Source organism: Lactobacillus hamsteri DSM 5661 = JCM 6256 (assembly GCF_000615445.1).
GTDB classification, from domain to species: domain Bacteria; phylum Bacillota; class Bacilli; order Lactobacillales; family Lactobacillaceae; genus Lactobacillus; species Lactobacillus hamsteri.
This window is the reverse complement of sequence record NZ_BALY01000029.1, coordinates 1-24805: the sequence shown is the minus strand read 5'-3', so window position 1 is coordinate 24805 and position 24805 is coordinate 1. Positions and strand designations below refer to the sequence as shown.

Below are 24805 nucleotides of genomic sequence, written 5' to 3'. Positions count from 1 at the left end.
CTAGAAAGGAGTAATTTCATGTCAAACTTTTCAATAATCCTTACAATCATTGCTTTACATGAATTGGCGAATGTTCTTCACGAACTTAACAATCTCTTGAAGTAATGCTCGATAGTCGTCTTCGGACGGCTATTTTTTGTTGTGGCAATAACCAACAAAAAAGACGGTCAAAAGACCGCCCACGATTCTGCGAACTAACAGCGTATTAGTTCTTAGATGCACGTTTATCGGGCACCTATTCTTTATCCTATTTGTAATTATATCATGCTAAAGCACTTTTGAAGGGTAGCTCCCTTACTGTGTGTGAAAGGAGGTACACTCCATACATTGGTGCTTATTCTTTATCCTAGTATTTGTACCATACGACAAGAAATGGCTAAACTCGAATCATTGATTCGAGCTTAAATATTCTCTAACTGCTTGTCTCTCTATGGCTTCATTCTCTTTTTATCCATACGCTTGACCGCATAGAAAATTGGCAAACCTAAAATTACAATGCCGATGAAGAGCAATACCCCAGATGGATCGTTGAACAATTCACTGATTAAAACGAAGATTCCGCCGCCGATCGCAATGATTGGCACAATTGGGTATAAAGGAACGCTGAATGGACGCTCCTTATTTTTCTTTCTTAAAATGAACACTCCGAAGAATGCCATTAAGTAGAAGCAGTAAACTGTGAAGACGCATAAGTCAGACAAGTGATCAGGGTCGAAGAAAAGCATCATAATTGCTGCCAACACAATCAAGAAGATGGTAGCGATGACTGGTGACTTACCCTTAGGAGTTACGTATGAAAGGTAACGTGAGAATGGTAAATCGCCACGTCTGGCCATTGCGTAAACGATTCTTGGGAAAGTAATCATCTTGCCATTCAAAGTTCCCATCATTGAAATAATGATTCCAATGGAGAGAAGTTTACCGCCGATATTACCGAAGGCTTTGACTGCCAAGTAGGAAGTTGTATTTTCACCCAAGCGATGAATTAAGTCGGCAGGCATGAAACGGAAAATACCAATTGAAATTAACGTATAAATTACAAGCACCGTACTAATCCCAACAATGATTGCCTTAGGAAGCAATTTTTGGGGATTTTTCATTTCGCCACCCAAGTTGGCGATTAAGATCCAGCCATCGTAACCGAATAAAGTTGCTAAAACTGCCACACCGAAGCCACCACTGTTGCGGTTTACTTCGCTAACGGTTTGGCCAAAGGCATCTTGATGCCCCCAGAAAATACCGAAAGTAATAATTGCGGCGATAGGGATCATTTTTCCGATCGTTGTGATCACGGAAAAGGCAGCACCTACTTTATTTTCAAAGAAGTTCATAATTCCGATTGCCAAAATTGTGATCAATGCGATCGGGATGCGCCATTCTTTGCCAATACCGAATAGATTTGTCATCATGATGCTCATGAATCCCGCTACGGCCGCCATGATTGCCGGACCGTAAACGATGACTTGCATCCAGCCGGCGAGGAAGCCGCATATTCGACCATAAAGATTTTCGATATAGACATATAGCCCACCTGTGTAAGGCATCTGGGCACCGATTTCCGCAACCGTCAGACCGGCTGTCAGAGTAATGATTCCACCGACTATCCAAGTCAAAATTGCCATTGTTGACGATCCCGCGCTATCCAGAATCGAAGCTTGCTTGAAGAAAATTCCCGAGCCGATAATTGTTCCGACTACGATGGAGATTGCTGATCCAAAGCCCAGCGTTCGTTTAAGTTCATTGTTGGGTTTATTTTCCATTTAAATCCTCCATTTCAAAGAAAAAGCCGAATCCGCCCATTCCTATTTTGTTAGGGGATGAGTGAATTCGGCTTAACTATTTGTGCAAAATTTTTAAGTATGCCAAATCACTCAAGTTCGGTTGGAACTTGAGGAATCGTTAAATGATTCAAATTCGGCGTTGAAATTTTGCATAATTAGTCCTCACAAATAATAATTTTTTATTAGAATATCATGAAAAAATATAAAAAACAAGCAAAAAAAGATTCGCAAAAATGCGAATCTTCATATACGGGAAAATAAAAATATTCTTGATTAAGAGGGGAAAATTAATTATTTGGTGAAACCTGCGTTGAACCAATTGTTTGATGATGGTTTAAGTGACCAATTTGAAACTTTCTTGTTAACTGCAGTTACTGAATAACTGTTGGTAGTAGGAACAACGTAAGCTTCATCGTACATCCACTTTTGCCATTTCTTAAATGCTTGTTCACGGTAGCTTGGGTTAAATGCTTTTTCTGAATCAATATTGGCAAGAAGCTTAGATTGTGTAGGAGAAACGAATCTAGCCATGTTGTAAGGCGCAGCCTCATTGTATAAATCGTTAGGTGATGGTTCACTTGAAAGTGACCAGCCACCTTCGAAGACGTCGATTTTTGGATCATCGTTTTGAACATCTTGAACCCAATTGTTAAAGTCCATTGGACGACCGCCAACAAATTTAACATTTAAACCGATTTTCTTCCATTGTTGGATGTAGTTTTGCCATACAGGTTCAGCTGTAGATGAGTTATTACGTACAGCAATATTAATTACCAACTTTTTACCATTAGGCTGAACACGGTATTCGCCTTTTTTCTTATAGCCGGCTTTATCTAATAATTGGTTAGCTTTCTTCAAGTTGTAAGGGTAACCCTTTATAGATTTGTCAGTATAATTACCAAACTGTTCAGGAATCAAAGTATTAACTCTGAATGATAAGCCATGGTAATAACGCTTGGCAACAGCATCAATGTTCATTGCATAAGCCATAGCTTTACGCAAATTAGGATTGTCCATCTTAGACTTCTTGTTTTCAACGTTAACGCCCTTGCTCTTGTTCCATTTACCAACTTTAAAGCCTAAGTAGTTGTAAGAAAGTGGAACGGTTGCAATGAAGTTAGTGTCGGTTGCTTTTTTAACGTTATCCCATTGGGTATTAATTACGCCAGCAACATCAAATTTATGACTCTTAATGCTTGAGTGACTGAATTGGTTCCGATTACGCTCATTGAAACCTTTTCAAAGTTAGGAGTACCACGCCAGTAATGAGGATTTCTTTCCCAAGTAACTGATTGTCCACGAACAATTTTAGCTACACGATATGGTCCATAAAATAGTGGATTCTTTCTGACTTTGTCACTAGACATAAGTTTAGAGAAGGGGACATCTTTTAAGTAATGGTAAGGTTCCGCATATTCCCAGAAATAGCCATTTCCTGATTGAAGCATACCAGGTTTCATTTGTTTAAAATGGATTACGACTTTACGGCCATTTTCGCCGTCAGGCATTTCAATACCGGAAATGGTTTTACTTTTACCATCGTGATATTCTGCTAATCCAACGATATCGGCAAGTGAGGCTGTGTAACGTTGAGACTTTGAATCCTTATTAGCAATAATTTCATAAGCAAATTCAATATCTTTAGCGTTAACTTGCTTACCATCTGACCACTTAACGCCTTTTTTAACTTCAATTGTGACAGTTTTTGCTTTACGGTCTAATTTAAAAGTTGCAGCACCATTATTGTTAATTTTGTATTGATCATTAATTTGGAATAAGCCTTCTTGACCAGGAGAAGCGACTTCGGAGTCAGTTGAAGTGTCTGAAAGTTCAGGTAAGAAAATACCAGTGAATGGACTATCAGATTCAATGGCATAATTTAAAATTCCACCTTTTTTAATAGCTTTTTTAGCTACAGCTTCTTTAAATTTATTATGATCTGCGTCTTCGTTATTTTGCGCTTTATTGTTACCGCAAGCTACTAAGCTTAATGCAGTACCTGATAATAAAGCAGCGATCCCTAAATATTTTACTTTACTCATAGTAAAACAACACCTCCAAGTAGTTTCTAACTTTGTTATGTGTCACATTTTATGACAATAAAATTAAAAAAACAATATAAAATTACAAAAAAAATAAAAAATAGCCATAAAAATATTAATTTTTGCAAGAATGTTAGATTAAATTGAACATTTTGTTCTAGTAAAATTAGGCATACAATAAAGCACAAGTACTTGTTTTTAGAGAAAAGGGAGGGATTCTATGAACAATGCTTGGGAGAAGTTTAAGGAAAACGTTCCTTTGCGGAGATTTTTCGTTTTATTAATCATCATTTTCTGCTTATATGAGATGCGAGCAATGATGAACACCATTTTATTAACGTTTATCTTTACTTATTTGGTTGTTCATTTCATCAGATTGATTCAACGTCATGCGCCGAAGATTCCGACAGGATTAATCGTTAGCGTGACTTATATTCTAATAGTTTTATTTTTGTATTTTGTGATCACGAAGTACATGCCATTACTGATTACGCAGATTACAAAGATGTTTAAGTCCGTAATGAGTTTTTATGAGAGCAACAATATGACGGGCATTATGAAATACGTGGATCGTCATGTTAGTCGCACAGAGCTTGTTACGCAAGCCAAGGACGGTATGGGCATTATGATGCACACGTTATCGAGCGTTGGAACTTTAACAGTTGCAATTTTCATGTCATTGATCTTGAGTTTCTTTTATACAATCGAACTTAAGAAGATGAATGAGTTCTCAAATCTTTTTGTAAAGAGTGGGATCATGAAATGGTTCTTTGAAGATGTGCGCTATTTTGGAAGAAAATTCACCAATACTTTTGGGGTTGTCCTTGAAGCCCAATTCTTTATTGCACTTTGCAACACGGCTTTGACAATGATTGGTTTGGCCTTCATGAGAATGCCACAAATCATTGCTTTAGGATTAATGGTCTTTATCTTAAGTTTGATTCCAGTTGCTGGTGTGATTATTTCTTTGGTACCACTAAGCATCGTCGGTTATTCAGTTGGCGGGATTCGCTATGTTGTCTACATTTTTATTATGATTATGATAATTCACGCGATTGAAGCTTATATTTTGAATCCGAAATTTATGGCTAGCAAAACGGATTTGCCGATTTTTTATACATTCCTTGTACTGCTTGTCGCAGAACGTTTCTGGGGTACTTGGGGCTTGATTGTCGGGGTGCCAATCTTTACTTTCTTACTGGATATTTTGGATATAAAATCATCCGGTAAAAAGATTAGAAAAAAGGCAAAGCAATGAAAATTCTTTTAACAGGCGATAGTATTATTGCTCGTCATGAAGGTCTTGAAGAACCACGTTTGAATTTTGAATTAAAGAAAAGATTGCCCAATTTGGAAATCAACAATACGGCAGTTTCTGGAATTAATTCTGGTGCCTTTTTTGCCCGACTTAGTGAATTGGTTTTAACGCAGCCACAATGTGACAACTTAGTAATTTTGTTAGGTACGAATGATTTGGCGACTCATAAACAGGTTCCGCTTAGGCAATTTAAAAAGAATATGGAATTAATTTCTTCAGCGGTAATTTGTGAGTATTGGCCCGAGCATGTAATTTTAATTTCACCACCTGCGGTTGATGAGAATAAGCAGCATGTGCGTAACAATGATTTGGTGAAAAAATATAGTAGAGCCATTCAAGAAGTCGCAAATGAATATAAGTTTCATTATTTAGATTTGTGTCAGGCAATGCTTGAAAAAGGCGACTTAACTGAACTTTGTCATGGTCTAAAAAATGATGGTTTACACTTTGGCGAAAAAGGTTATGAATTGATGGCTGACTTACTGGGACAAGAACTTCAAAAAATTGAATAATTAAAAAAGGCACTTCAAACGAAGTGCCTTTTTGTTTACGAAACTTAACTAACGACGGCCCAGACTAAACCACCAATTGCTAGGATTGCAATTAATGGAATAAGTAAGTAGGCAAAAAATACTGCGGTAATTCCGGCAATAATCAAGAAGAAAATAATTTTGATCATGCCAATTCCTAACTTAAAGAATAACCAAGCTAGGAACAATATTAGCAAAATAGAAAGCATAATTAGTACCTCCAATTTCTATGAAAGACATTATACGCTGAATTGTCTAAAAATTGGTAAAGAAAAAGAAGACATTTTTCATGTCTTCTCATCAGTTTAATTATTCTTTTTCGTTTTGCTTTTAATGTCTTGATAACCGTCTAAAACGTTTGCGTAACGTCCTAAAGTGAAGAGGTAATCAGATAAGCGATTAATATACTTTAAATTACTAGAAGCTAATTTTTGCTCTTCACGATTAAGTTTAACCATTGCTCGCTCTGCACGTCTAGCAATGGTTCGCGCGTATTGTAAGTTTGCTCCGGTTTTCATACCGCCTGGCAAAATAAATTCAGGAATTTTTGGAATCTTAGGAGTTAATTCATCGATTCTTTTTTCTAACTCTTGAACTTTTTCATCATTAATTTCATGCCGTCTTTTAATTATAATGTCTGCTTCGAGCAAATACAAATTGCGTTGCAATTCCTGTAGTTCATCGTTTAAGCAGAGACACTTTTTAGACAAATTTGCGATCGTCACACCAATATATGATTGCAATTCATCAACATCGCCTAAAGCTACTATTTGCAAATCATCTTTAGCTACCATGTGGCCACTGACTTGTTTAGTTAAGCCTTGGTCACCGACTTTTGTATAAATTTTAATCATGCGATACCTCGCTCATATCTATGAAGGGCCGCGGTTAATGGTTTGAACAAAACCAAGTAAAAGGCAAAATTACCGATAGCATGATAAGTATCAAACATCACGCCCGATAGCCAATATGCAGCAAAAGCAGGGAAACCACCGAAAATTGTCATCGCAAAACTTACTAGAAAACCATATTCATATCCTAGAAAAGTTGCTAAAGCAATTTGAAGAGCAATATGCTTTTTTAATGGCGTGACTTTGGCCACAAACGCAACAGTCAACACACAACCGATGTAAGCAAAAATTTGTGGGATTGTCCAAATTCCAAAGCCTAGAACAATGTTGGATAAAATCATCGTTAAGGCGGCTAAAGTTACCCCAAAGCCAATTCCTAATTCAAGCGTAATGATCATTAAAATATCGGTTACAGGCTGAACATTGGGAATGGGGATAACTTTGGCGATTCGCAAAACAACTGCCAAGGCGGTCATCAAAGACAATAAAGTAAGCTGTCTTAGTTGAACACGTTCAGTTGTCATTTTTATTCCTTCATTTTATCTAAAGTAAATTTAACTTTATCTTTGTTATGAACATTGAATTGATTTGCACCTTTGTTGGCCCATTTGCCATTTACAGTGTATGTCCAATATATTTTCTTCTTAGGATTTTGACTTTTACCATCGATAGAAGTGATGAAGCCCTTAGTTTGCTTAACTTTCCAAGCTTTTTGAAGGCCAGTCATAACCTTGGCATTTTTCTTAGGAAGCTTAACTTTTTTAGTGGCAAAATCTTTTTTACCTTCTCTTAAAGTATAGGTAACAGTGATTTGATTATCTTTTTTGTCACTTTTGCTGGAATTGTTGTTGGAACAACCAGTTAAAGTAAAAGTAAAGATGGTTGCGGAAGATAAAACTGCGGTAATTTTTTTGTTTAAAGTTTTCATTGTTAAAAATTCTCCAAAATGATTTCTATTTAATTGGGCAAGCGCTGCCAGCACAATCTGATTGATCAACTAATTCAAGATCTTTTTGATCATCGTTTTGCTTCATGAAGATTTTTTCGACATCATCAGTAATTAATGCGGATTTTTCTTCATATTTATTTTTATCGATCGGTTCCTTAGGAGCTTGCTTCAAGCTGCCCCCGTAGTAAGGAAGCAGGGAAGTAGACTTAATTGTGTGACGGTATTGATGAAGAAGGGGAGCGATTTGCTTGCTTTCTTCGTCTTGGAAAGTAACCGTACATGAAACGGCATTGTCTGACCAATAAGTTTGCAAAAATGCTTGCGTAGCGAATTGTTCGCCGATGGAAACCGTGCCAGCTGAAGCGAAGTTTTCATTGTCGGCATTGGCTGCCTTGATTGGAAATTCAACGCAAATAGTGTTTGGTGTATAAATATCAGGTTCTGTGTAGTAGCCACATTCCTTAAGAGCTGGCAAAAGCGGATCAGAAGCTTGGAATCTAATTCTTTGAATAAGGTAGCCAGCGTAGTGGAAGTGCATTCCTTCAGAAACACCGGCAAGCTTGGCAACCGTTCCTGAAGGCTTAACTGTTGTGTGTTTAATTGATGGTTTGCAATTTAATTCTTGGCTGTAATCTTCATCAGCTTTAACGACAGCCTTGTAAAGACCATCAAAAGTTTTAACGATTTCTGGATCATAGATTGGCTTTTTGATATCTTTACCAGTTTCTGGATCCTTGGCATCTTCCCAGCCGATTACAACACGGTGACCCCATTTTGATAAAATCCAATCTTGAATTCCTGACATGGAAATACCGATTCGACGATTCTTTTGAATGATTTGGCGAGAAATTTCCCAGTCGTAATGACTAAAGGTAACTCGCTTAGCAAAACGTGTAGCTAATGTAAAAGCTTCTTTAACGTCCCAACCTTGCTTTTCAGCAATAAATGGGAAAACTTCAAAGAGGTTGCATGGTTCACCGTTGGCTAAAGAAATTTCGCCACATGGGTTTGTTCCTTCAACGTTATCATCGATTCCGGCTTGGTAGCCATCGGCAATTCTGCCGTAATTGCGTGAAAGTTCAAGATTTACCACGCCAGGTTCGCCGTTGTGTAAAATTCCGTCAGCGATTGGATTATAATTATCAAATTTTGAATCAATAGCCACACTGTTGTTAGAAGCCCAGCGGTGGTGGTAAAGCTTATCTTTGTCTTGCTTCATTTTGATGAAGTCTTGATCGTCATTTGAACCTAAAGCAAGTTCAGCTGAACGACGGACATTGCCGGCAACGACTGTTTTTCCAATTAAGTTGCAAATATCAGTTGCGTCAACTGCGGAAAGCTTTTGACCAGCCTTGGCATTAATTACATTGTTAATGTCAAAGAACATTTCTACTAAAGGCATTGGACCGGATGCGGTTCCGCCGAAACCATGAATTTTTGCGCCGTAAGGACGAATATCGGTAATGTCTAAAACAAGTTTTTTCTTACCCTCAGGATTGGTATCGTTGAAGTGCATATCGATTAAACGAGCATTTGCTAGAATCCAACCTTCGCGAGTATCTGGCAATCTGTAGTAAATATAATCGTCAGAATCTTGAACGGATTTTTCCCATTCATCTTTATCGGTGGCACCAACCTTAATCGAAGCATCATGTGATTTGCTGTGCTTATCGATAACAACGGTTAAATCAATTTTTTGATCGACAAAAGGAATTTGCTTGATATTGTCTTTGACTACTGAGAAGCCAACACCGCCGCCTTTCATTAATTGGTCAAAAAGAAATGAGAAAGGCATGGATACGGCAACTTTGTCAGGGCCGAGGTAAGCAGGAACAATGTGGCTGTCGCCGTATGCTTGAGGGCGAATTGCTGCAAACCAGCAGTTGTTTAAGGAATCGCCAGTACGTTTTTGGTAATCAGTTCCTGAGATCCAAAGATTACGACCCGATGGGGTAGCACCTAAGCCGTAAATTAAACGGAATAATTTTTGAGCTTCATTAGTTAATTCAGCAATAACTTCTTCTGAGGGATGATCCTTTAAGCGTGGGTCGAGGTTGATGTTGCCTTCGATAACGCGTTTAACAGTTTCGTCCCAATTTTCAGAGCGATTTTTGTTAGGAAGCCAACGAGCATAGGTACGCTTGTAAGTAACCCAGCCTAATTCTCCCCAATGAGGCTTAATTTCGTCTTTGATTTGATTAACAAAATTCTGATCCAAGTGAATAATGTTCGTGTTCATGTTGATCTTCTCTCCCTAAGTAAGAAACCATTGTAATGTTTCACATAAATACAAGTTCTTGATGACAGAAAGAGAATACCACAAGATGTTGTATTACGAAACCCGATTTTTTCTAAATAATCTATTTATAAAAAGCGATTTCTTGTCGCTGTAAGGGTTAGCAAGTTAAAAAAATTTTTAAGATTCCAGAGTAAAATCCGTATATAGCATTCAATTTTATTCATATATACAATAACTTTTGTGTAACAAAAAATAGATACTTCAGGTTATTGAAGCATCCATTTGAGTTAATTAATTGCGTTTAATCAGTAAAGTATTGAAGAATATCATCTTCCGTCAAGTGCTTACGTTTTTCGCCACTTATATCTAAAACAATTTTTCCGCTATTTAAAATAATTGTCCGATTACCGTATTTTAAGGCATCTTTCAATTGGTGGGTGATCATGACGCAAGTTAATTTTTGTTCACGAACAACTTTCGCCGTTAATTCTAAAAGTCCACGACTTGTATTAGGATCAAGCGCCGCGGTGTGTTCATCTAAAAGTAAAAGATCAGGTTTATTGATTGTGGCCATTAAGAAGCTGAGAGTTTGACGCTGACCACCCGAAAGGTTGCCAACAAAAGTGTTGAGCCGATCATTTAAGCCGTTGGGAAGTTGTGCTGTTTCACGTGAAAACTTATCCATATGCTTATCAAGACCGCGTAATTTAAGACCACGATGTTTGCCGCACTTGGTTGCTAAAAGAAGGTTTTCAGCAACGGTCATTCTAGGCGCAGTACCCATTTTAGGATCTTGAAAGACTTGTGAAATATATTTAGCACGTTTTACTTCCGATAAGGAAGTTAAATCTTTATCATCTAAAACCACTTTTCCAGTTGTAGGAGCAAGTGAGCCGTTAATAGTATTAAGCAAAGTAGATTTTCCGGCTCCGTTTGTACCTAACAAAGTAACAAAATCACCATCGTTTAATTTTAAATTGATATCTTTTAAGATTTGCTTTTCTTCACTGGTTCCGGCATTAACAGTTGTGGTAATGTGTTTTAATTCTAATACGCTCATGGTCTTTCAACACCTCTTTTTAGTAATTTGCGAACATGGAATTTCTTTTGAAATAGTGGCAACATCAAGCAGATTGCCAAGATGATTGCGGAAATAAGTTTAAAGTCGTTGGTACTGAAACCAAGTTGAAGAACTAAAAGCAAAACCAAACGATAAAGAATACTGCCGACAACTACAGCGACAAGCCGTGCGGTCAAACTTAAATCTCCATAAACAACTTCGCCGATAATAATTGCGGCCAGGCCGATAACCATCGTACCGATTCCCATGTTAACGTCGGCATAGCCACCATTTTGGGCTAAAAGTCCGCCAGCCAAACCAATGAGGCCATTGGAAACCATCAAGCCGAGAATTTTCATATTATCTGTATTGATGCCAAGTGAGCGGGCCATTGTTTCGTTATCGCCTGTAGCAATAAAAGCTTGGCCTAAATCAGTATTAAGAAATAGTGCTAATAAAATCACGATAATGATTGCGAAGATTAGGCCGACAACAATAGTAGGAAAATTAGCAGGTAAGTTGGCAAGCAATTTTCCGTTTAAAAGCGTGGCGTGATTGAGAAGTCCGACATTAGCCTTACCTAAGATTCTTAAGTTGGCGGAATAAATTCCGGTCATTGTTAAAATTCCCGCTAATAAAATTGGAATTCGGCCCTTAGTGTAAAGAAGTCCAGTAACTGCACCTGTAATCATTCCGGCAATGAATGAAAGAAGCGTTGCTAAAAATGGATTTACGTCATGGACCAAGGCTGTTACGCAGACAGCCGCTCCGAAAGGAAAAGTTCCTTCAACGGTCATGTCAGGGAAGTTTAAAATTCGGAATGAAAGGTATAAGCCTAAAGCTAAAATTCCCCATAATAGCCCTTGGCCGATAGTTGAAGTAATTAAGCTCATCTGATGATTCTTCCTTTCTTTTCTGCGGCTTGGATTATACTGTTTGGAATTTGAATATTGAGTTCTCGAGCAGTTTTTTCATTAACAATTGTTTCGTATTTTTTGACTCTTTGAACAGGGGTATCGGCTGGCTTTTTGCCTTTTAAAATTTGCCCAGTCATTTTTCCAGTTAAAACGCCCATGTCGAATTGACTGACTGCTCTTGTAGCTAAGCCACCTGGCTTGATCATCGTATCAGCGGCTGGAAAAACAGGAATTTTTGCGGCGTTGGTTGCTTTAAGCAAAGTTGAAATTCCTGAGGCAACTGTGTTGTCGGTTGGAACGTAAACAGCTTCAACTTTTCCGGCCATTGTTTGAGCAACTTGCTCAATATCGTTTGTCGAAGTAATTGTGTAAGCATGAACTTTTAGGCCATCTTTTTCAGCTAAATCTTTAAATTCACGATATTCAGCAGTCGAAGAATCGTCGCTTGACGTGTAGATAACGCCGATTGTTTTTAGTTTAGGCATGATTGTTTTAATTAATTTAAATTGTTCGTTAACGGGCTGTTTGTCTTGCACGCCAGTAACTTTGCCATCGGGATGCTTTAAACTTTTAACTAATTTTGTGCCGATAGGATCGCTAACTGCGCCCATAATAACGGGAGTATTGCCGCTTTCGTTTGCTAAGGATTGAACAGCCGGTGTTGCGATACCAATCACCGCCGCCGCGTTTTTATTTTGAAATTGATCGCTCATGGATTTTAGATTGCTTTGATCACCCTGAGCATTTTGAAAATCGATTTTGAGATTTTTACCATCAATATAACCCTCATCCTTTAAGCCTTGAATGATTCCTTTATGAATTTGATCAAGAGCAGGATGGCTCATTGTTTGCAAAATTCCAACTGTTGGTTTGCCTTGCTGGGAATTCTCAGGTTTGAGCTCCATCACAAAGGCAACAATTAGAAATGCAAAGATCGCGATAATAGTTCCGATTAATCTTTTCATTGCTAACTCCTTTAAACAAAAAAGGCATTTCCCGATTTTGCAGGAAATGCCTAAAACAAAACCCGCACGTGAAGTTTTCCGTGCGGGTAATTATTATCAAAAGATTTACCAGCACAGATACGACTTTATGGGTCGCATCTGTACAAAAGCAGAAACAACCCTAGTGCTGGAATTGCCAACGAATAATCATTTGTAATTGAACTGCCATGATAAATCTTCCTTTCGAACTTATTACCTAAAATTTTAATTTTGTTTTTAATGAAAGTCAATTATTTTCCATAAAATGCATCTTTTAGATAGAATATGAAGAAATATATTTTGAATAAGGAGTGATTTTATGGCTAAAGTTGAAAGTTTTACATTAGATCATACCAAGGTTAAAGCACCTTATGTTCGTTTAATTGCTGTGGAAGAAGGTCCTAAAGGGGATAAAATTTCGAATTATGATTTACGCTTAGTTCAGCCGAATGAAAATGCTATTCCAACTGGCGGGCTTCATTTAATCATGTGGGGCGAGCCTTCTACAACTGAAGTGGCTAAAGCATTAAAATCTTCTCTTGAAGAAATTCGTGATGATATTACTTGGGAAGACGTGCCTGGTACAACTATAAAAACTTGCGGAAACTACCGTGATCATTCACTTTTTTCTGCTAGACAATGGTGTCACGATATTCTTGAAAAAGGCATCAGCGATGATCCTTTTAACCGTAATGTAATTTAGTTTGAAATTGGTATTCTTTTAAATAGATTAGCTTCCTTGATATAATGATTTTCCAAGAGACATTATTAGAGGGAGTTTTTTTATGCGTTATAAACAAATCATTTTTGATGTTGATGACACCTTAATTGACTTTGCGGCAACGGAAGATTTTGCATTCAATAGCTTATTTAATAAACATCATTGGCCTGTTTCCGCTGAGCTTCAACGACAATATCATGCTTATAACCAAGGCTTATGGCGAGACTTAGAACAAGGCAAATTAACTTATGATGAATTAAGCGAAAAATGTTTCCGTGTTTTCTTAAAAGACCATTTAAACATTGACGTTGATGGAGCTAAAACCATGGAAGAATATCGTTCATACTTTGGTGAAGCACATAAGTTATTGCCTGGTGTGCAAGATACTTTGCGTTTTGCAAAAAAAAAGGGTTATAAGTTAGCGATTTTGAGTAACGGTGAAAAATTTATGCAGCGCCATCGTTTAAAGCTTGCGGGAATTTATGATTACTTTGATTTGATTGTTACTTCTGAAGAAGCCCATTGTCAAAAGCCAGATGAGCATGCTTTTGATTATTTCTTTAGTCGGACGGAAATTAGTCCTAATGAAACGATCTTTTTTGGCGATGGTTTGCAGTCTGATATTTTAGGAGCAGAAAAGTATGGCTTTGACAGTATTTGGTACAATCACCGTCATCGTAAAAATAATTTAAATTTGCATCCTCTTTTTGAAGTAGAAACTTATCCGGAATTTGTTAAACTCATGCAAAATGATTTTAAGAAAGCTTATTAATTTATAAAGCGTAAAATTAGGATAGTAAGGGAGTGAATGCGTTGAAACAGATTACTGCTGGAATCGTTGCCCACGTAGACGCTGGCAAGACAACTTTGTCTGAAGCAATGCTTTATGAAGCTGGCAATTTGCGGAAGTTAGGTCGCGTTGATAACGGGGATGCTTTTCTTGATCCAGATAATTTAGAAAAGAAGCGTGGCATTACTATCTTTTCTCATGAAGCACAGCTTGAAACTGATAACTTTAAAATGATTTTGCTGGATACGCCGGGACACATGGATTTTGCCAGTCAAACCGAAGAAGTATTGAGTGTTTTAGATTATGCAATTTTAGTTATTTCAGCTACAGATGGGGTAACTAGCTATACGCGCACGCTTTGGAATTTGTTAAAACGTTATGGTATACCATGTTTTATTTTTATTAATAAAATGGATGCACCAGATGTTGATAAGGATAAAATCATTGCGGATGTGCAGAAGAATTTGGCTGATAATTGTTTTGACTTTTCTGATATTAATGATGACTTTTATGAAAATGTTGCGACAGTTGATGAAAAGCTTTTGGAGCAATATTTAAATGATGGAATTATTTCGGATAATCAAATTAAATCTTTAATTGCTAAACGGACAATTTTTCCAATTTATTTCGGTTCGGCCTTAAAATTGCAAGGCGTTAATGATTTCATTGCTGGAATTGAAAAATGGGCTAAGGTATCTGAGTATTCAGAAAAGTTTGCAGCCAGAATTTTTAAAATTTCTCATGATGAAAGAGGCAATCGTTTAACTTGGCTGAAAGTCCTAGGGGGACAGTTAAAAGCAAAGATAGAACTTTTTCCTGATGAAAAAATTGATCAAATTCGCGACTATGATGGAACTAAATATCAAGTCATTTCTGTGGCTAAAGCTGGGGATGTTGTGGCAGTAACAGGCTTGAGTTCAACTTATCCAGGACAGGGTGTAAATGTTGCCGATATTGCTAATAGTTTGAAGCCAGTTTTAACTTATCGAGTTAATCCCGGTAAAAATGATATTTATAAGTGTTTGGATGCCTTGAAAATTTTAGAAGATGAAGATCCCAATTTGCACATAAAATGGTCTGAGCATCTGCAAGAAATTCATTTACAGATTATGGGCAAAATTCAGCTGGAGATTTTGCAGCAGATTTTAGCTGAGCGTTTTGATTTAAATGTAACTTTTGATCAAGGAAGTATTTTATATAAAGAAACTATCACTCAGAAGATTGAAGCTGTGGGGCACTTTGAACCCTTACGTCATTATTCTGAAACGCACCTGCTTTTAGAACCAGGAAAAGAAAATAGCGGTGTTGTTTTTGAAAATGATTGTAGTTTAGAAGTTTTAGATAAAAATTGGCAGCATCAAATTATGACAGCACTGACTTCTAAAGAACATCTGGGGGTTTTAACTGGCTCACCGATTACGGATATGAAAATCACTTTAATTGGTGGTCGTGCAAGCAACGTGCACACAGTTGGCGGAGATTTTCGCGAGGCAAGCTATCGTGCTGTGCGTCAGGGTTTAATGGAATTAAAAATAAGAAATGCCTGCAAGCTTCTTGAACCATGGTATAGTTTTCGCTTAGAAATTCCGGCAGGCCAAGTGGGACGTGCACTCAACGATATTCAACGTATGAATGGCAAGTTTAACGGCCCAGAAGATAATGGACGGTATACTGTGATTATAGGTCAAGCGCCTGTTTCTGAAATGCAGGATTATGCAAATGAAGTTCGTAGTTATACTCATGGCGAAGGATACTTGGAATGTGTAGTTTTGGGGTATCGCGATTGTCACAATAGTGAAAAAATAATTGCAGAGAAAAACTATGATCCTGTTTCTGATCTTGAAAATACGCCGAACTCTGTATTTTGTTCTCATGGAGCAGGGCATACAGTAACTTGGGATAAAGTTCCGGAAGCTGCACAATTTCCATATACTTATCCATTAAATTAAAAATGTAAAACAAAAAAGCATCGAACTAAAAAGTTCGGTGCTTTTTATCTGGATCTAAGTTGTTTTTAGAACTTGTTCTTGTCCAATGCAACTGGAGAATCTGGTTCTTCGCCGTTGATCAACTTCAAGTTGTTGTCAAATGCCTTAACAACCATGTTACGTACAGCGTGGGTAGTGTAGAAGGCAGTGTGTGGAGTTACCAAAACGTTTGGACGGTCAATTAAGTCTGCCAAAGTCTTGTCTGGGAATTCTTTACCTTCCCAATCCTTGTTGAATACACCAACTTCGCCTTCGTAAGTATCCATAACGAAACCGAAGATCTTGCCTGAGTCCAAACCACGGATTACAGCGTCAGTGTCTACAAGTGGACCACGTGAGCAGTTAACGATTACAACGCCGTCTTTCATTTTCTTGATTGAGTCGTCGTTGATCATGTGAACGTTAGCTGGAACGTCTGGAACGTGAAGTGAAATTACGTCAGCTTGCTTGTACAAGTCGTCAAGTGAGTCAACGTAGTAACCCTTCTTTTCAAGTTCTGGGTTCTTGAAGATATCGTAAGCAATAACCTTTGCGCCGAAACCTTCCATGATGTGCATAAATACTTGACCAATGTGACCAGTACCTACAACACCTACAACTTGGTCACGAACTTCACGGCCGATAGTTGGTGCCCAACGTAAATCACGTTTAGCCATCTTTTCGTCCATGCGCTTGTCTTGACGTAATACACGTGCAGCTTGAATAGCAGCATGTTCAGCAATAGCGTCTGGTGAGTAAACAGGAACATTAGTAATTTCAAAGCCAAGTTCCTTAGCCTTGTCCATATCAATGTTGTCAACACCAACGTTACGTAATGACATCTTAGTTACGCCAGCGTCTGCTAAAGCTTGAAGAGTTTCTGGAGTGTAATCTAATTGTTGGTAAACAACAACACCGTCAGCACCCTTAGCTAACTTAGCAGTTTCAGGAGTCAAAAGTTGATCAGTGAAATCAACGTCGATATCCTTGTGAGCTTCTTTCCATTCGTTCAAGAATGGTTCTTCGTCTTTACGAATAGCGTAAGCAAAAATCTTTGTCATAAATTTAAACCTCCGTAAAAATTAATAATATGACCGCTTCCTATTATACACTTGACTTTGTTCAACAAAACACAAAAAGAATGGTTTTTTTGAAAAATATAAAAATGTTTCACGTGGAATGGCGCTATTAGTTTCATTATGAAATTAATAGCAATTCAACCAATTTCTAAATAATTTCTTAAGACAGAAAATAAATAGTGACGTAGTGTCACTTGAGTGATATATTATAAACATAGCAGAAATGTTAAGACACAACTCAACAATAAAGGAGGAATTCTATAGTAAGAAACTAAGATCAAGAGATCTTTTATTCCTTATTACTTAGGTGTTAACTATTTATCCCTAACATAATGAAACTTAAATTATGTAATGGTTAGCATCAACATTAGTCGAGAAAGCTAATGTAAAATAAATTCTCGTTATTCTCATTCAACACAACTCCCTTAAAAAGTTCAGTTTAGAAAAAGTCTATGCTGAGCTTTTTTCTTATGTTTTTCGTTATAATGGAGCCGAGGATATACGGATAAGGAGAACGAAATGAGATTAATTTCATGGAATATCGATTCATTAAATGCTGCTTTAACTAGTGAATCTGCTCGTGCACAAGAAACGAGAAAAGTTTTAGAAAAAATCCATAATTTAAATCCAGATATTATTGCTATTCAAGAAACTAAACTACGCGCAACCGGTCCTACTAAAAAGCATCAAACAATTTTGGCAGAAAAATTTCCAGAGTATGATTATGTTTGGAGATCATCTGAGGAACCAGCTCGTAAGGGTTATGCTGGGACTATGTTTTTATATAAGAAGGAATTGAATCTAGAAGCTTCATATCCGGTTATTGGAGCTCCAGAGCCGATGGATTCAGAAGGGCGGATAATTACTTTAGAGTTCCCAGAATTCTTTGTTACAGAAGTATATACGCCAAATTCAGGCAATGGCTTGAAACGATTAGCCGACCGACAAGTTTGGGATGAAAAATATATTGAATATTTGCAAAAACTTGATAAGCAAAAACCGGTTCTTGCTAGTGGTGATTACAATTGCGCACACACACCAATTGATTTGAAGCATCCCGAAAACAATCATCATTCTGCTGGCTTTACGGACGAAGAAAGAGCCGATTTTACTAAGTTGCTTGATGCGGGTTTTACTGATTCGTTTAGAAAAGTAAATGGCAATGTAGAAGGGATTTATTCTTGGTGGGCTCAAAGAGTCAGAACGGCTAAAGCTAACAACTCAGGCTGGAGAATTGATTATTGGCTAACTAGTGATCGAATTGCAGATAAGATAAAGCGGTCTGAAATGATTGATACAGGTGCTCGTGCAGATCATTGCCCGATATTATTAGATATAGACCAATAAAAAAGTTTAAAAAGCATTCATTTTTGAATGCTTTTTTTAATTGGTCTATGTATAATGAAGAAGTATATTTTGTTAGGAGTTGAATTGTGTGAGCAAAGAAAAAGATTGGGCGTTAGAGCAAGATCTGAAATATAATCGCCTGACTGCTTTTAAATTATTTGCGATGACTAGTTCGATGGTTATTTCTGTTAATGAATTAGCACCGTTTGGTAAAACTGGTCCAACGGCCTTATTTTATTTATTAATTGCCGGAATTGCGTGGTTTATCCCTATTACGCAAATGGCTGGTGAAATGGCCTCAATTAAGGGCTGGGAAAAAGGCGGTATTTTCACTTGGGTAAAAGGAACTTTAGGTGAAAAGACTGGTTGGACGGCCCTTTGTTATCAATGGGTACACATTACAGTTGGTATGTGTACCATGATGTACGTCGTAATTGGAGCTTTATCTATTGCTTTAGGTACACCGTGGTTTAATACTAATCCCCTTGTTCGTTTCATTTTAATGATGATTATTTTATGGGGAACAACAGCAATTCAGGTTATTGGTGTTAGAAAAATCGGTCGAATTGCGGAGTGGCTATTTATTTTGGGAATAGCACTTCCGGTTGTTAGTTTGATTTTGGGCTTCTTTGTATATGTTGCTCAAGGAAATCCGCTTCATATGACTATTAGTTGGAATACAATTTTGCCTCATCATTTAAATGGTTCGACTTTAGTAGCCTTTGTACCATTTATGCTAGCCTTTTGTGGCGGGGAAGCATCAGCTCCTCACGTTAAGAACTTAGAGCATCCTCGTTCATATGCTAAAGTTATGTTCGCGTTAGCAGCAACTGCTATTTGCTTTGATTTGTTCGGAAGCATGGCTATTGGCATGACAGTGCCAAAAAATGAAATCCAAAATAGTACCGGATTTGTTTATGCATATGGAAAATTAGTTAACTCAATTGGAATTTCAGGCGATCTTTTACAGAAAATTGTCGGCGTTCTTCTTGCTTGCGGTGTAATTGGTGAATTAGGAAACTGGATTGCAGGACCTAACCAAGGAATGTATGAAGCAGCTAAAGAAGGATACTTGCCAAAATACTTTGCTCAAACAACAAAGCGTGGCGTTCCAATTAGATTAATGGTCGTTCAATCTTTAATTGTTACTGTTGCAGGTGTTTTAATTACTTTTACAAGTGGAACAGATGCCGATTTTGCTTTTAACGTTTCTCTTGCTGGAACAACTGCTCAATACTTGATGGTTTACATGATTATGCTTGTGGCTTATATTGTTTTGAAACGTAATCATGAAGATATCCCACGTGCTTATTACATGTCTAAAAATGCGTTTAGAAGTATTGCAATTGCATGTGTAGCCATGTTTATTACGATTATCGCATTTTTCGTAACCTTTATTCCGGCTGCGGGAACGCCAAACCACTTACGTGCAGCATATGTCATTTTATTAATTGCAATGTGCGTTGTAGTTTCAATTATTCCAGTTGTTTTATATCGTTATAAAGATAAGTGGAATTGGTAAAAATTAATAGAAGCTCATTAGTTTGAGCTTCTATTTTTTTGTGTAAAATTGTGGTGAGGAGATTTTATGAATAAGACGCTCAAAGATGCCATTTTAAATGGCTTTTATGATGATAATTATCCAGGTCATGAATTATTAGGTCCGCAGCTTCTTGCCAATAATTCTGATAATAAAATTTGGTCAACATTGCGGGATGAACTGTTAAAATGCAAAAGTTTTACTTGGGCGGTAGCTTTTATAACTCAAGATATGCTCGTGCCATTTAAAGTTGTGATGGCCGACCTAGCTAAGAAAAATGTTACAGGGACAATCATAACAGGAGATTATTTAGGCTTTAATAATCCGCGTGTATTTGATGAACTTAAAAAAATTTCTAATTTAAAAATTAAAATTGCATCTGAAGCCGGTTTTCACGCTAAAGGATATTTGTTTGAGCATGAAGATTATCAAACTGTGATAATCGGTAGTGCTAATTTTACTCGTTCAGCTCTTATCAGTAATTATGAGTGGTCGTTAAAAATCAGTTCTAATAAAGAAGCAGCTTTGACTAAGCAATTTTCTGATCAGATTAAGGGACTGGAAGAAAATAGCTTTGATTTAACTGATGAATGGCTAAAGAATTATCGTAAAAATTGGGTGAAACCAGTCAATAATCATTCCGAGAAAAATATAATTTCTGAAAAAATAAAACCTAATCAAATGCAGCAGGATGCCCTTAAGAATTTACAAGGCTTGCTTGCTGAAAAGCAAACTAAAGGCTTAATTGTTTCAGCGACAGGAACTGGAAAAACGTATTTAGGAGCATTTGCCGTTAAAGCATATAAGCCCAAAAGATTTTTATATGTTGTGCATCGCCGGCAAATTGCGGAAAAATCATTACAAAGTTTTTATCAGGTTATCGGTGGCAAGCAAAGTGATTACGGAATTTTGTCAGGAAACAAGCATGATGTGAATAAAAAATATTTGTTTGCGACAGTTCAAACATTGAGCCAGGATAAAATTTTAGAACAATTACCCGCTGATTATTTTGATTATATTTTGATTGATGAAGCGCACCGTGCTGCAGCACCAAGCTATCAGAAAATTTTGTGTCATTTTAAGCCTAAATTTTTGCTGGGAATGACGGCAACACCAGAACGAATGGATGAGCAAGATGTTTATAAAATTTTTGATTACAATTTGGCTTATGAAATTCGCTTGCGGGATGCATTAGAAGAAAAAATACTGACGCCATTTCATTATGTAGGTATTCAGGATTATGAAGAAAATGGCGAAATTATAGATGATACAACAGACTTGCGCTATTTAACTGCCGATAAAAGAGTGCAGTATATTTTGAAAGAGTTAAATTATTATGGTTATTCCGGTGATCGTCCACGGGGATTGATCTTTTGCAGTCGTCAGGATGAAGCTCGGGAATTAGCTGAAAAGCTCACAGCGACAAGTCATCCAGCAGTTGCTTTGACTAACGAAGATAGCGAAGATAAACGTGGAAAAACTGTAACAGAATTAGAAGCAGGAAAAATTGAATATATTGTCACTGTAGATTTATTTAATGAAGGTGTTGATATTCCGTCTTTGAATCAAATTGTGATGCTGCGTAATACACAATCTAGTATTGTTTTTATTCAGCAGTTAGGTCGCGGACTTAGAAAATATCCTAATAAACAATTTGTTACAGTTTTGGACTTTATTGGCAATTATAAAAATAATTATCTGATTCCGATTGCTTTGAACAATGATACAAGTCGTGATAAAGATCGTGTTCGCCGAGAAATTCAGATTCCAGATTTTGTGGGCTTATCTACGATTAACTTTAGCCAAATTGCTAGTGAGCGTATTTTGCATTCTTTAGATCAGGTTAAACTTGATAGTATGCGCGAGTTGCGAATCTCTTATAAAGAATTGAAACAAAAATTAGGCAGAGTACCACTTTTGCTTGATTTCTATAATTATGGTTCAACTTCGCCATTAGTTTTTGCTAAAAATCATGCTTTAGCGCATTATGGTGATTTTTTGCAAAAGATGGGTGAGTCAGTTGAATTAACGAAAAAACAGTCTCAAATTCTTTCATTTGTAACTAAAGAGCTTTTAAGCGGCAAAAGAGTACATGAGCTTCTTTTATTAAAAATGTTGCTTAATAGCGATAATAGAAAAATTTCTTTTGATGAGTATATTGAACAGTTGAATAAGCATCATGCTTACGTAGACAAGGACGTCCTTAATTCAGTTGATGATATTTTAACTTTGTCATTCTTTGATGTTAAAAGTGGGAAAACAACGAAAAAAGAACAATATGGCGGTAGCTCATTAATTAATCATGATTTATTGACTTATGAGTTTTCGCCCGTGATGAGGAATTGTCTTAAAAATACTGCTTTTAAAAAATTGCTTATGGATGTTTTGGAAACGGGACTTTTGCTTAATCAGGATTATCAAAATGACCAACAATTTACTATTTATAAACAGTATGATCGTAAAGATGTTTGTCGCCTTTTGAATTGGCCACTGGATGTGAGTGCGCCAATGTATGGTTATCGTGTTGGTGAAAATGTAACACCAATTTTTATTACATATAAAAAAGATTCTGAAGAAAAGCGCAATGCTGTTTATGATAATCAGTTGTCTGATGGTCGCAGTTTGCGTTGGTATACAAGAGCGCCGCGCCATTTGAGTTCAGATGAAGTTCAGCGATTGCTTAAACCAGATATGAAATTACAACTTTTTGTAAAACGCAGTGACGCGGTAGGAAAGGAATTTTTCTATTTGGGAGAAGGAAAAGTTTTGCAGGATACAGTTAAAGAAGAAAAGATTGGTCCAAAAAAGAAAAGTGCGGTGGGCATGAACTTATTGTTGAAAAGGCCATTAGCACCATCAATGTATAAAATATTATTTGATAATTGATACAAAAAAATAAGACGTCTCATGTTGAGATGTCTTATTTTTTATAACTAATTAATTTGCAGTAAAAGTATTGGCTTTAATATGGTTTAAGATTTGATAACCGACGGCTTTATTAGCACTTTCATTACCAGCAGTTTGATTAAGGAACATAACAAGACCGTTTTGATTATCAGTTGTCATTTGGAACCAATCCCCAAAGTGCGTTCCAGCTAAGTTTCCGTATGCCATCTTTAAGGTTTCATTATTTTTCAAGTAGACACCGCCAGAATAATCTGTAATTTTTGCCTTTAAGTGAGTTAAGTAATGGAAGTCAGAACTACTTAAAATAGCACCGTTGGTTAAACCGACTTGCATCTTGTAGTAATCCATTGGTGTTGAAAATAAGTTGCCGGCTCCTACAAGTTGAGAAGCAAGGGAACGTTTAACGTATGCACCTTGTTTATAATTTTTGCTACCGTTCCAAACATAAGAAATAGCATCAGTCATTGAACCAGGAATATTTTGGTAAAGATATGTGTGATCAAGACCTAACTTATCGATTATTCTTTCTTGGAAATTCTGCTCATAAGATTTTCCGGTGACGGCCTTAATGATACCTGCTAAAAGAATATAGTTGGTATTATTGTAGTAATAAGTTCCAACTTTGGCTTCAGGAGTTGCATTGGCATTGTTAATAACCCATTTAACGGCATTATCTTCAGAGTAATTGTAACCACGGTTAACTTCTGTGCCTGTAGCCGTTAATCCAGAAGTATGAGTTAATAAGTTGCCCACAGAAATTTGGTTGGCATTTCTTAAATTAGGATACCAACGAGAAATTTTGGTGTATTGACTAAATTGTTGATCAGTTCCGTTTGTTTCGTTGATTAATTGAACAATCATCGCACCAGTAAGTACTTTTTGTAATGAGCAAGTAGGATAAACAACTTTGGTATTACCATTACCGATTCTTTTACCATACCAAGCCCAGCCATAGCTGATTTGTTGAGGTTGACCATCTTTGATGACAACAACACTACCGCGAACATGATTTTGTGCCATCGTATTTCTAACAAAGCTACGCATTTCAGATTTTTCTGCTGTAGTGGCTGCCATAACAGTGTTATGCGATTTGCTACTGAAACCGAGTGGGACAGTTAATCCCGCTACTGCAATAGCTAAAGCCAATAATTTTTTCTTCAAAATATATAACTCCCCTCAGAATTGTCTAACTTGTATTATAAAACTTCAATGTTAATAAATAGGATTAAAATTATTAAGTTTTGATAACATTATTGATTTTTACTTTCTGTTTTTTAACTTTGTTATACATATTGTTCTTTTGAAAATAATTTTTCAATAACTTAATTTGGCAAAGCATCAATTTAGCAAGTATTATAGAAAACGAATTTAATTAAGGGGAAATATCATGACAGTAAAAACTATTATTAATAACCAATTAACTTTAAGCCAAAAATCGGTACCAGCAACGCAAGATGATTTGCAAGATGCAATTGACCTAAGGGATACGTTAGTAGCGCATCAGAATCAAGCTGCTGGTTTGGCAGCTAATATGATAGGAGTTAATAAAAGCATCATTGCCTTTTATGTAGGACCATTAGCCATAGTTATGCTTAATCCTAAAATTATATCTGTAAAAAATCCATATTTAACAGAAGAAGGATGCTTATCATTAGAGGGGATGAGACCTACACAACGCTATAAAGAAGTTGAAGTTGAGTATCAAGATATGCAAATGAAAAAGCATAGAGAAAAATTTAGTGAATTTACGGCCGAAGTAATTCAACATGAGGTCGATCATTGCC

The 24805-nt window shown here is 36.8% G+C and carries 20 protein-coding genes and 1 pseudogene; 9 read left to right on the top strand and 12 right to left on the bottom strand.

The window, feature by feature from the left end; translation table 11 throughout:
* Positions 1-428: 428 nt before the first annotated feature.
* Positions 429-1760 carry an APC family permease gene (locus JCM6256_RS07435; protein WP_025081106.1) on the bottom strand — a complete coding sequence of 444 codons (1332 nt, stop codon included), beginning with the start codon at positions 1758-1760 and terminating at the stop codon, positions 429-431.
* A 312-nt stretch (positions 1761-2072) separates the two neighbouring features.
* Positions 2073-3823 (bottom strand): annotated as a pseudogene (locus JCM6256_RS10070) (oligopeptide ABC transporter substrate-binding protein).
* Positions 3824-4043: 220 nt separating this feature from the next.
* Here JCM6256_RS10070 and JCM6256_RS07425 point away from each other — a divergent pair.
* Both JCM6256_RS07425 and JCM6256_RS07420 read left to right on the top strand, forming a co-directional pair.
* Entirely contained in the window at positions 4044-5081 is a 1038-nt protein-coding gene (locus JCM6256_RS07425; protein WP_025081105.1) for an AI-2E family transporter, read from the top strand.
* Positions 5078-5653 carry an SGNH/GDSL hydrolase family protein gene (locus tag JCM6256_RS07420; RefSeq protein ID WP_025081104.1) on the top strand — a complete coding sequence of 192 codons (576 nt, stop codon included), beginning with the start codon at positions 5078-5080 and terminating at the stop codon, positions 5651-5653. The genes JCM6256_RS07425 and JCM6256_RS07420 overlap by 4 nt, the downstream gene beginning before the upstream one ends.
* A 44-nt stretch (positions 5654-5697) precedes the next feature.
* On the opposite strand, the gene JCM6256_RS07415 is transcribed toward JCM6256_RS07420, so the two are convergent.
* From JCM6256_RS07415 to trpX, 8 genes are all read right to left on the bottom strand, one after another.
* Positions 5698-5880: a hypothetical protein gene (locus tag JCM6256_RS07415; protein ID WP_025081103.1), complete on the bottom strand. Its 183-nt coding sequence runs from the start codon at positions 5878-5880 to the stop codon at positions 5698-5700.
* A gap of 96 nt (positions 5881-5976) precedes the next feature.
* Positions 5977-6525 carry a cob(I)yrinic acid a,c-diamide adenosyltransferase gene (locus tag JCM6256_RS07410; RefSeq protein ID WP_025081102.1) on the bottom strand — a complete coding sequence of 183 codons (549 nt, stop codon included), beginning with the start codon at positions 6523-6525 and terminating at the stop codon, positions 5977-5979.
* The gene (locus JCM6256_RS07405; protein WP_025081101.1) at positions 6522-7046 is read right to left on the bottom strand and encodes an ECF transporter S component; all 525 of its coding nucleotides are present in this window, start codon (positions 7044-7046) and stop codon (positions 6522-6524) included. The genes JCM6256_RS07410 and JCM6256_RS07405 overlap by 4 nt, the downstream gene beginning before the upstream one ends.
* Positions 7047-7048: 2 nt before the next feature.
* A complete protein-coding gene (locus JCM6256_RS07400) occupies positions 7049-7450 on the bottom strand; it encodes a DUF4430 domain-containing protein (protein WP_025081100.1) in 402 nt (133 codons plus the stop codon).
* 25 nt (positions 7451-7475) lie between these two features.
* A complete protein-coding gene (nrdJ, locus tag JCM6256_RS07395) occupies positions 7476-9710 on the bottom strand; it encodes a ribonucleoside-triphosphate reductase, adenosylcobalamin-dependent (RefSeq protein WP_025081099.1) in 2235 nt (744 codons plus the stop codon).
* Between the two features lie 301 nt (positions 9711-10011).
* A complete protein-coding gene (locus tag JCM6256_RS07390; RefSeq protein ID WP_025081098.1) occupies positions 10012-10770 on the bottom strand; it encodes an ABC transporter ATP-binding protein in 759 nt (252 codons plus the stop codon).
* Complete coding sequence (locus JCM6256_RS07385; RefSeq protein ID WP_025081097.1) at positions 10767-11663, bottom strand: ABC transporter permease; 897 nt, start codon at positions 11661-11663, stop codon at positions 10767-10769. The genes JCM6256_RS07390 and JCM6256_RS07385 overlap by 4 nt, the downstream gene beginning before the upstream one ends.
* Positions 11660-12652, bottom strand: coding sequence for a tryptophan ABC transporter substrate-binding protein (gene trpX, locus JCM6256_RS07380; protein WP_025081096.1), 993 nt, complete (start codon positions 12650-12652; stop codon positions 11660-11662). Before trpX ends, JCM6256_RS07385 begins: the two co-directional genes overlap by 4 nt.
* A gap of 337 nt (positions 12653-12989) precedes the next feature.
* Between trpX and JCM6256_RS07375 the strand changes: the two genes are divergently transcribed.
* The 3 genes from JCM6256_RS07375 (at position 12990) to JCM6256_RS07365 (ending at position 16130) form a co-directional block, all read left to right on the top strand.
* Positions 12990-13373: an S-ribosylhomocysteine lyase gene (locus tag JCM6256_RS07375; RefSeq protein ID WP_025081095.1), complete on the top strand. Its 384-nt coding sequence runs from the start codon at positions 12990-12992 to the stop codon at positions 13371-13373.
* Positions 13374-13455: 82 nt separating this feature from the next.
* Positions 13456-14163, top strand: a complete 708-nt coding sequence (locus tag JCM6256_RS07370; RefSeq protein WP_025081094.1) for a YjjG family noncanonical pyrimidine nucleotidase — start codon at positions 13456-13458, stop codon at positions 14161-14163.
* 41 nt (positions 14164-14204) lie between these two features.
* The gene (locus tag JCM6256_RS07365; RefSeq protein WP_025081093.1) at positions 14205-16130 is read left to right on the top strand and encodes an elongation factor G; all 1926 of its coding nucleotides are present in this window, start codon (positions 14205-14207) and stop codon (positions 16128-16130) included.
* 65 nt (positions 16131-16195) lie between these two features.
* Here JCM6256_RS07365 and JCM6256_RS07360 read toward each other — a convergent pair whose 3' ends face one another.
* Positions 16196-17209: a D-2-hydroxyacid dehydrogenase gene (locus JCM6256_RS07360; protein ID WP_025081092.1), complete on the bottom strand. Its 1014-nt coding sequence runs from the start codon at positions 17207-17209 to the stop codon at positions 16196-16198.
* 537 nt (positions 17210-17746) lie between these two features.
* Here JCM6256_RS07360 and JCM6256_RS07355 point away from each other — a divergent pair.
* The 3 genes from JCM6256_RS07355 to JCM6256_RS07345 all read left to right on the top strand — a co-directional run bounded on the left by JCM6256_RS07355 (position 17747) and on the right by JCM6256_RS07345 (position 23000).
* A complete protein-coding gene (locus JCM6256_RS07355) occupies positions 17747-18574 on the top strand; it encodes an exodeoxyribonuclease III (RefSeq protein ID WP_025081091.1) in 828 nt (275 codons plus the stop codon).
* 88 nt (positions 18575-18662) lie between these two features.
* Positions 18663-20096, top strand: coding sequence for an amino acid permease (locus JCM6256_RS07350; protein WP_420835902.1), 1434 nt, complete (start codon positions 18663-18665; stop codon positions 20094-20096).
* 66 nt (positions 20097-20162) lie between these two features.
* Positions 20163-23000: a DEAD/DEAH box helicase gene (locus tag JCM6256_RS07345; RefSeq protein ID WP_025081089.1), complete on the top strand. Its 2838-nt coding sequence runs from the start codon at positions 20163-20165 to the stop codon at positions 22998-23000.
* 51 nt (positions 23001-23051) lie between these two features.
* On the opposite strand, the gene JCM6256_RS07340 is transcribed toward JCM6256_RS07345, so the two are convergent.
* Positions 23052-24065: a serine hydrolase domain-containing protein gene (locus JCM6256_RS07340; protein WP_025081088.1), complete on the bottom strand. Its 1014-nt coding sequence runs from the start codon at positions 24063-24065 to the stop codon at positions 23052-23054.
* Positions 24066-24408: 343 nt separating this feature from the next.
* Here JCM6256_RS07340 and JCM6256_RS07335 point away from each other — a divergent pair.
* On the top strand, positions 24409-24805 hold a 397-nt coding region (locus JCM6256_RS07335; protein ID WP_025081087.1), incomplete at its 3' end, for a peptide deformylase.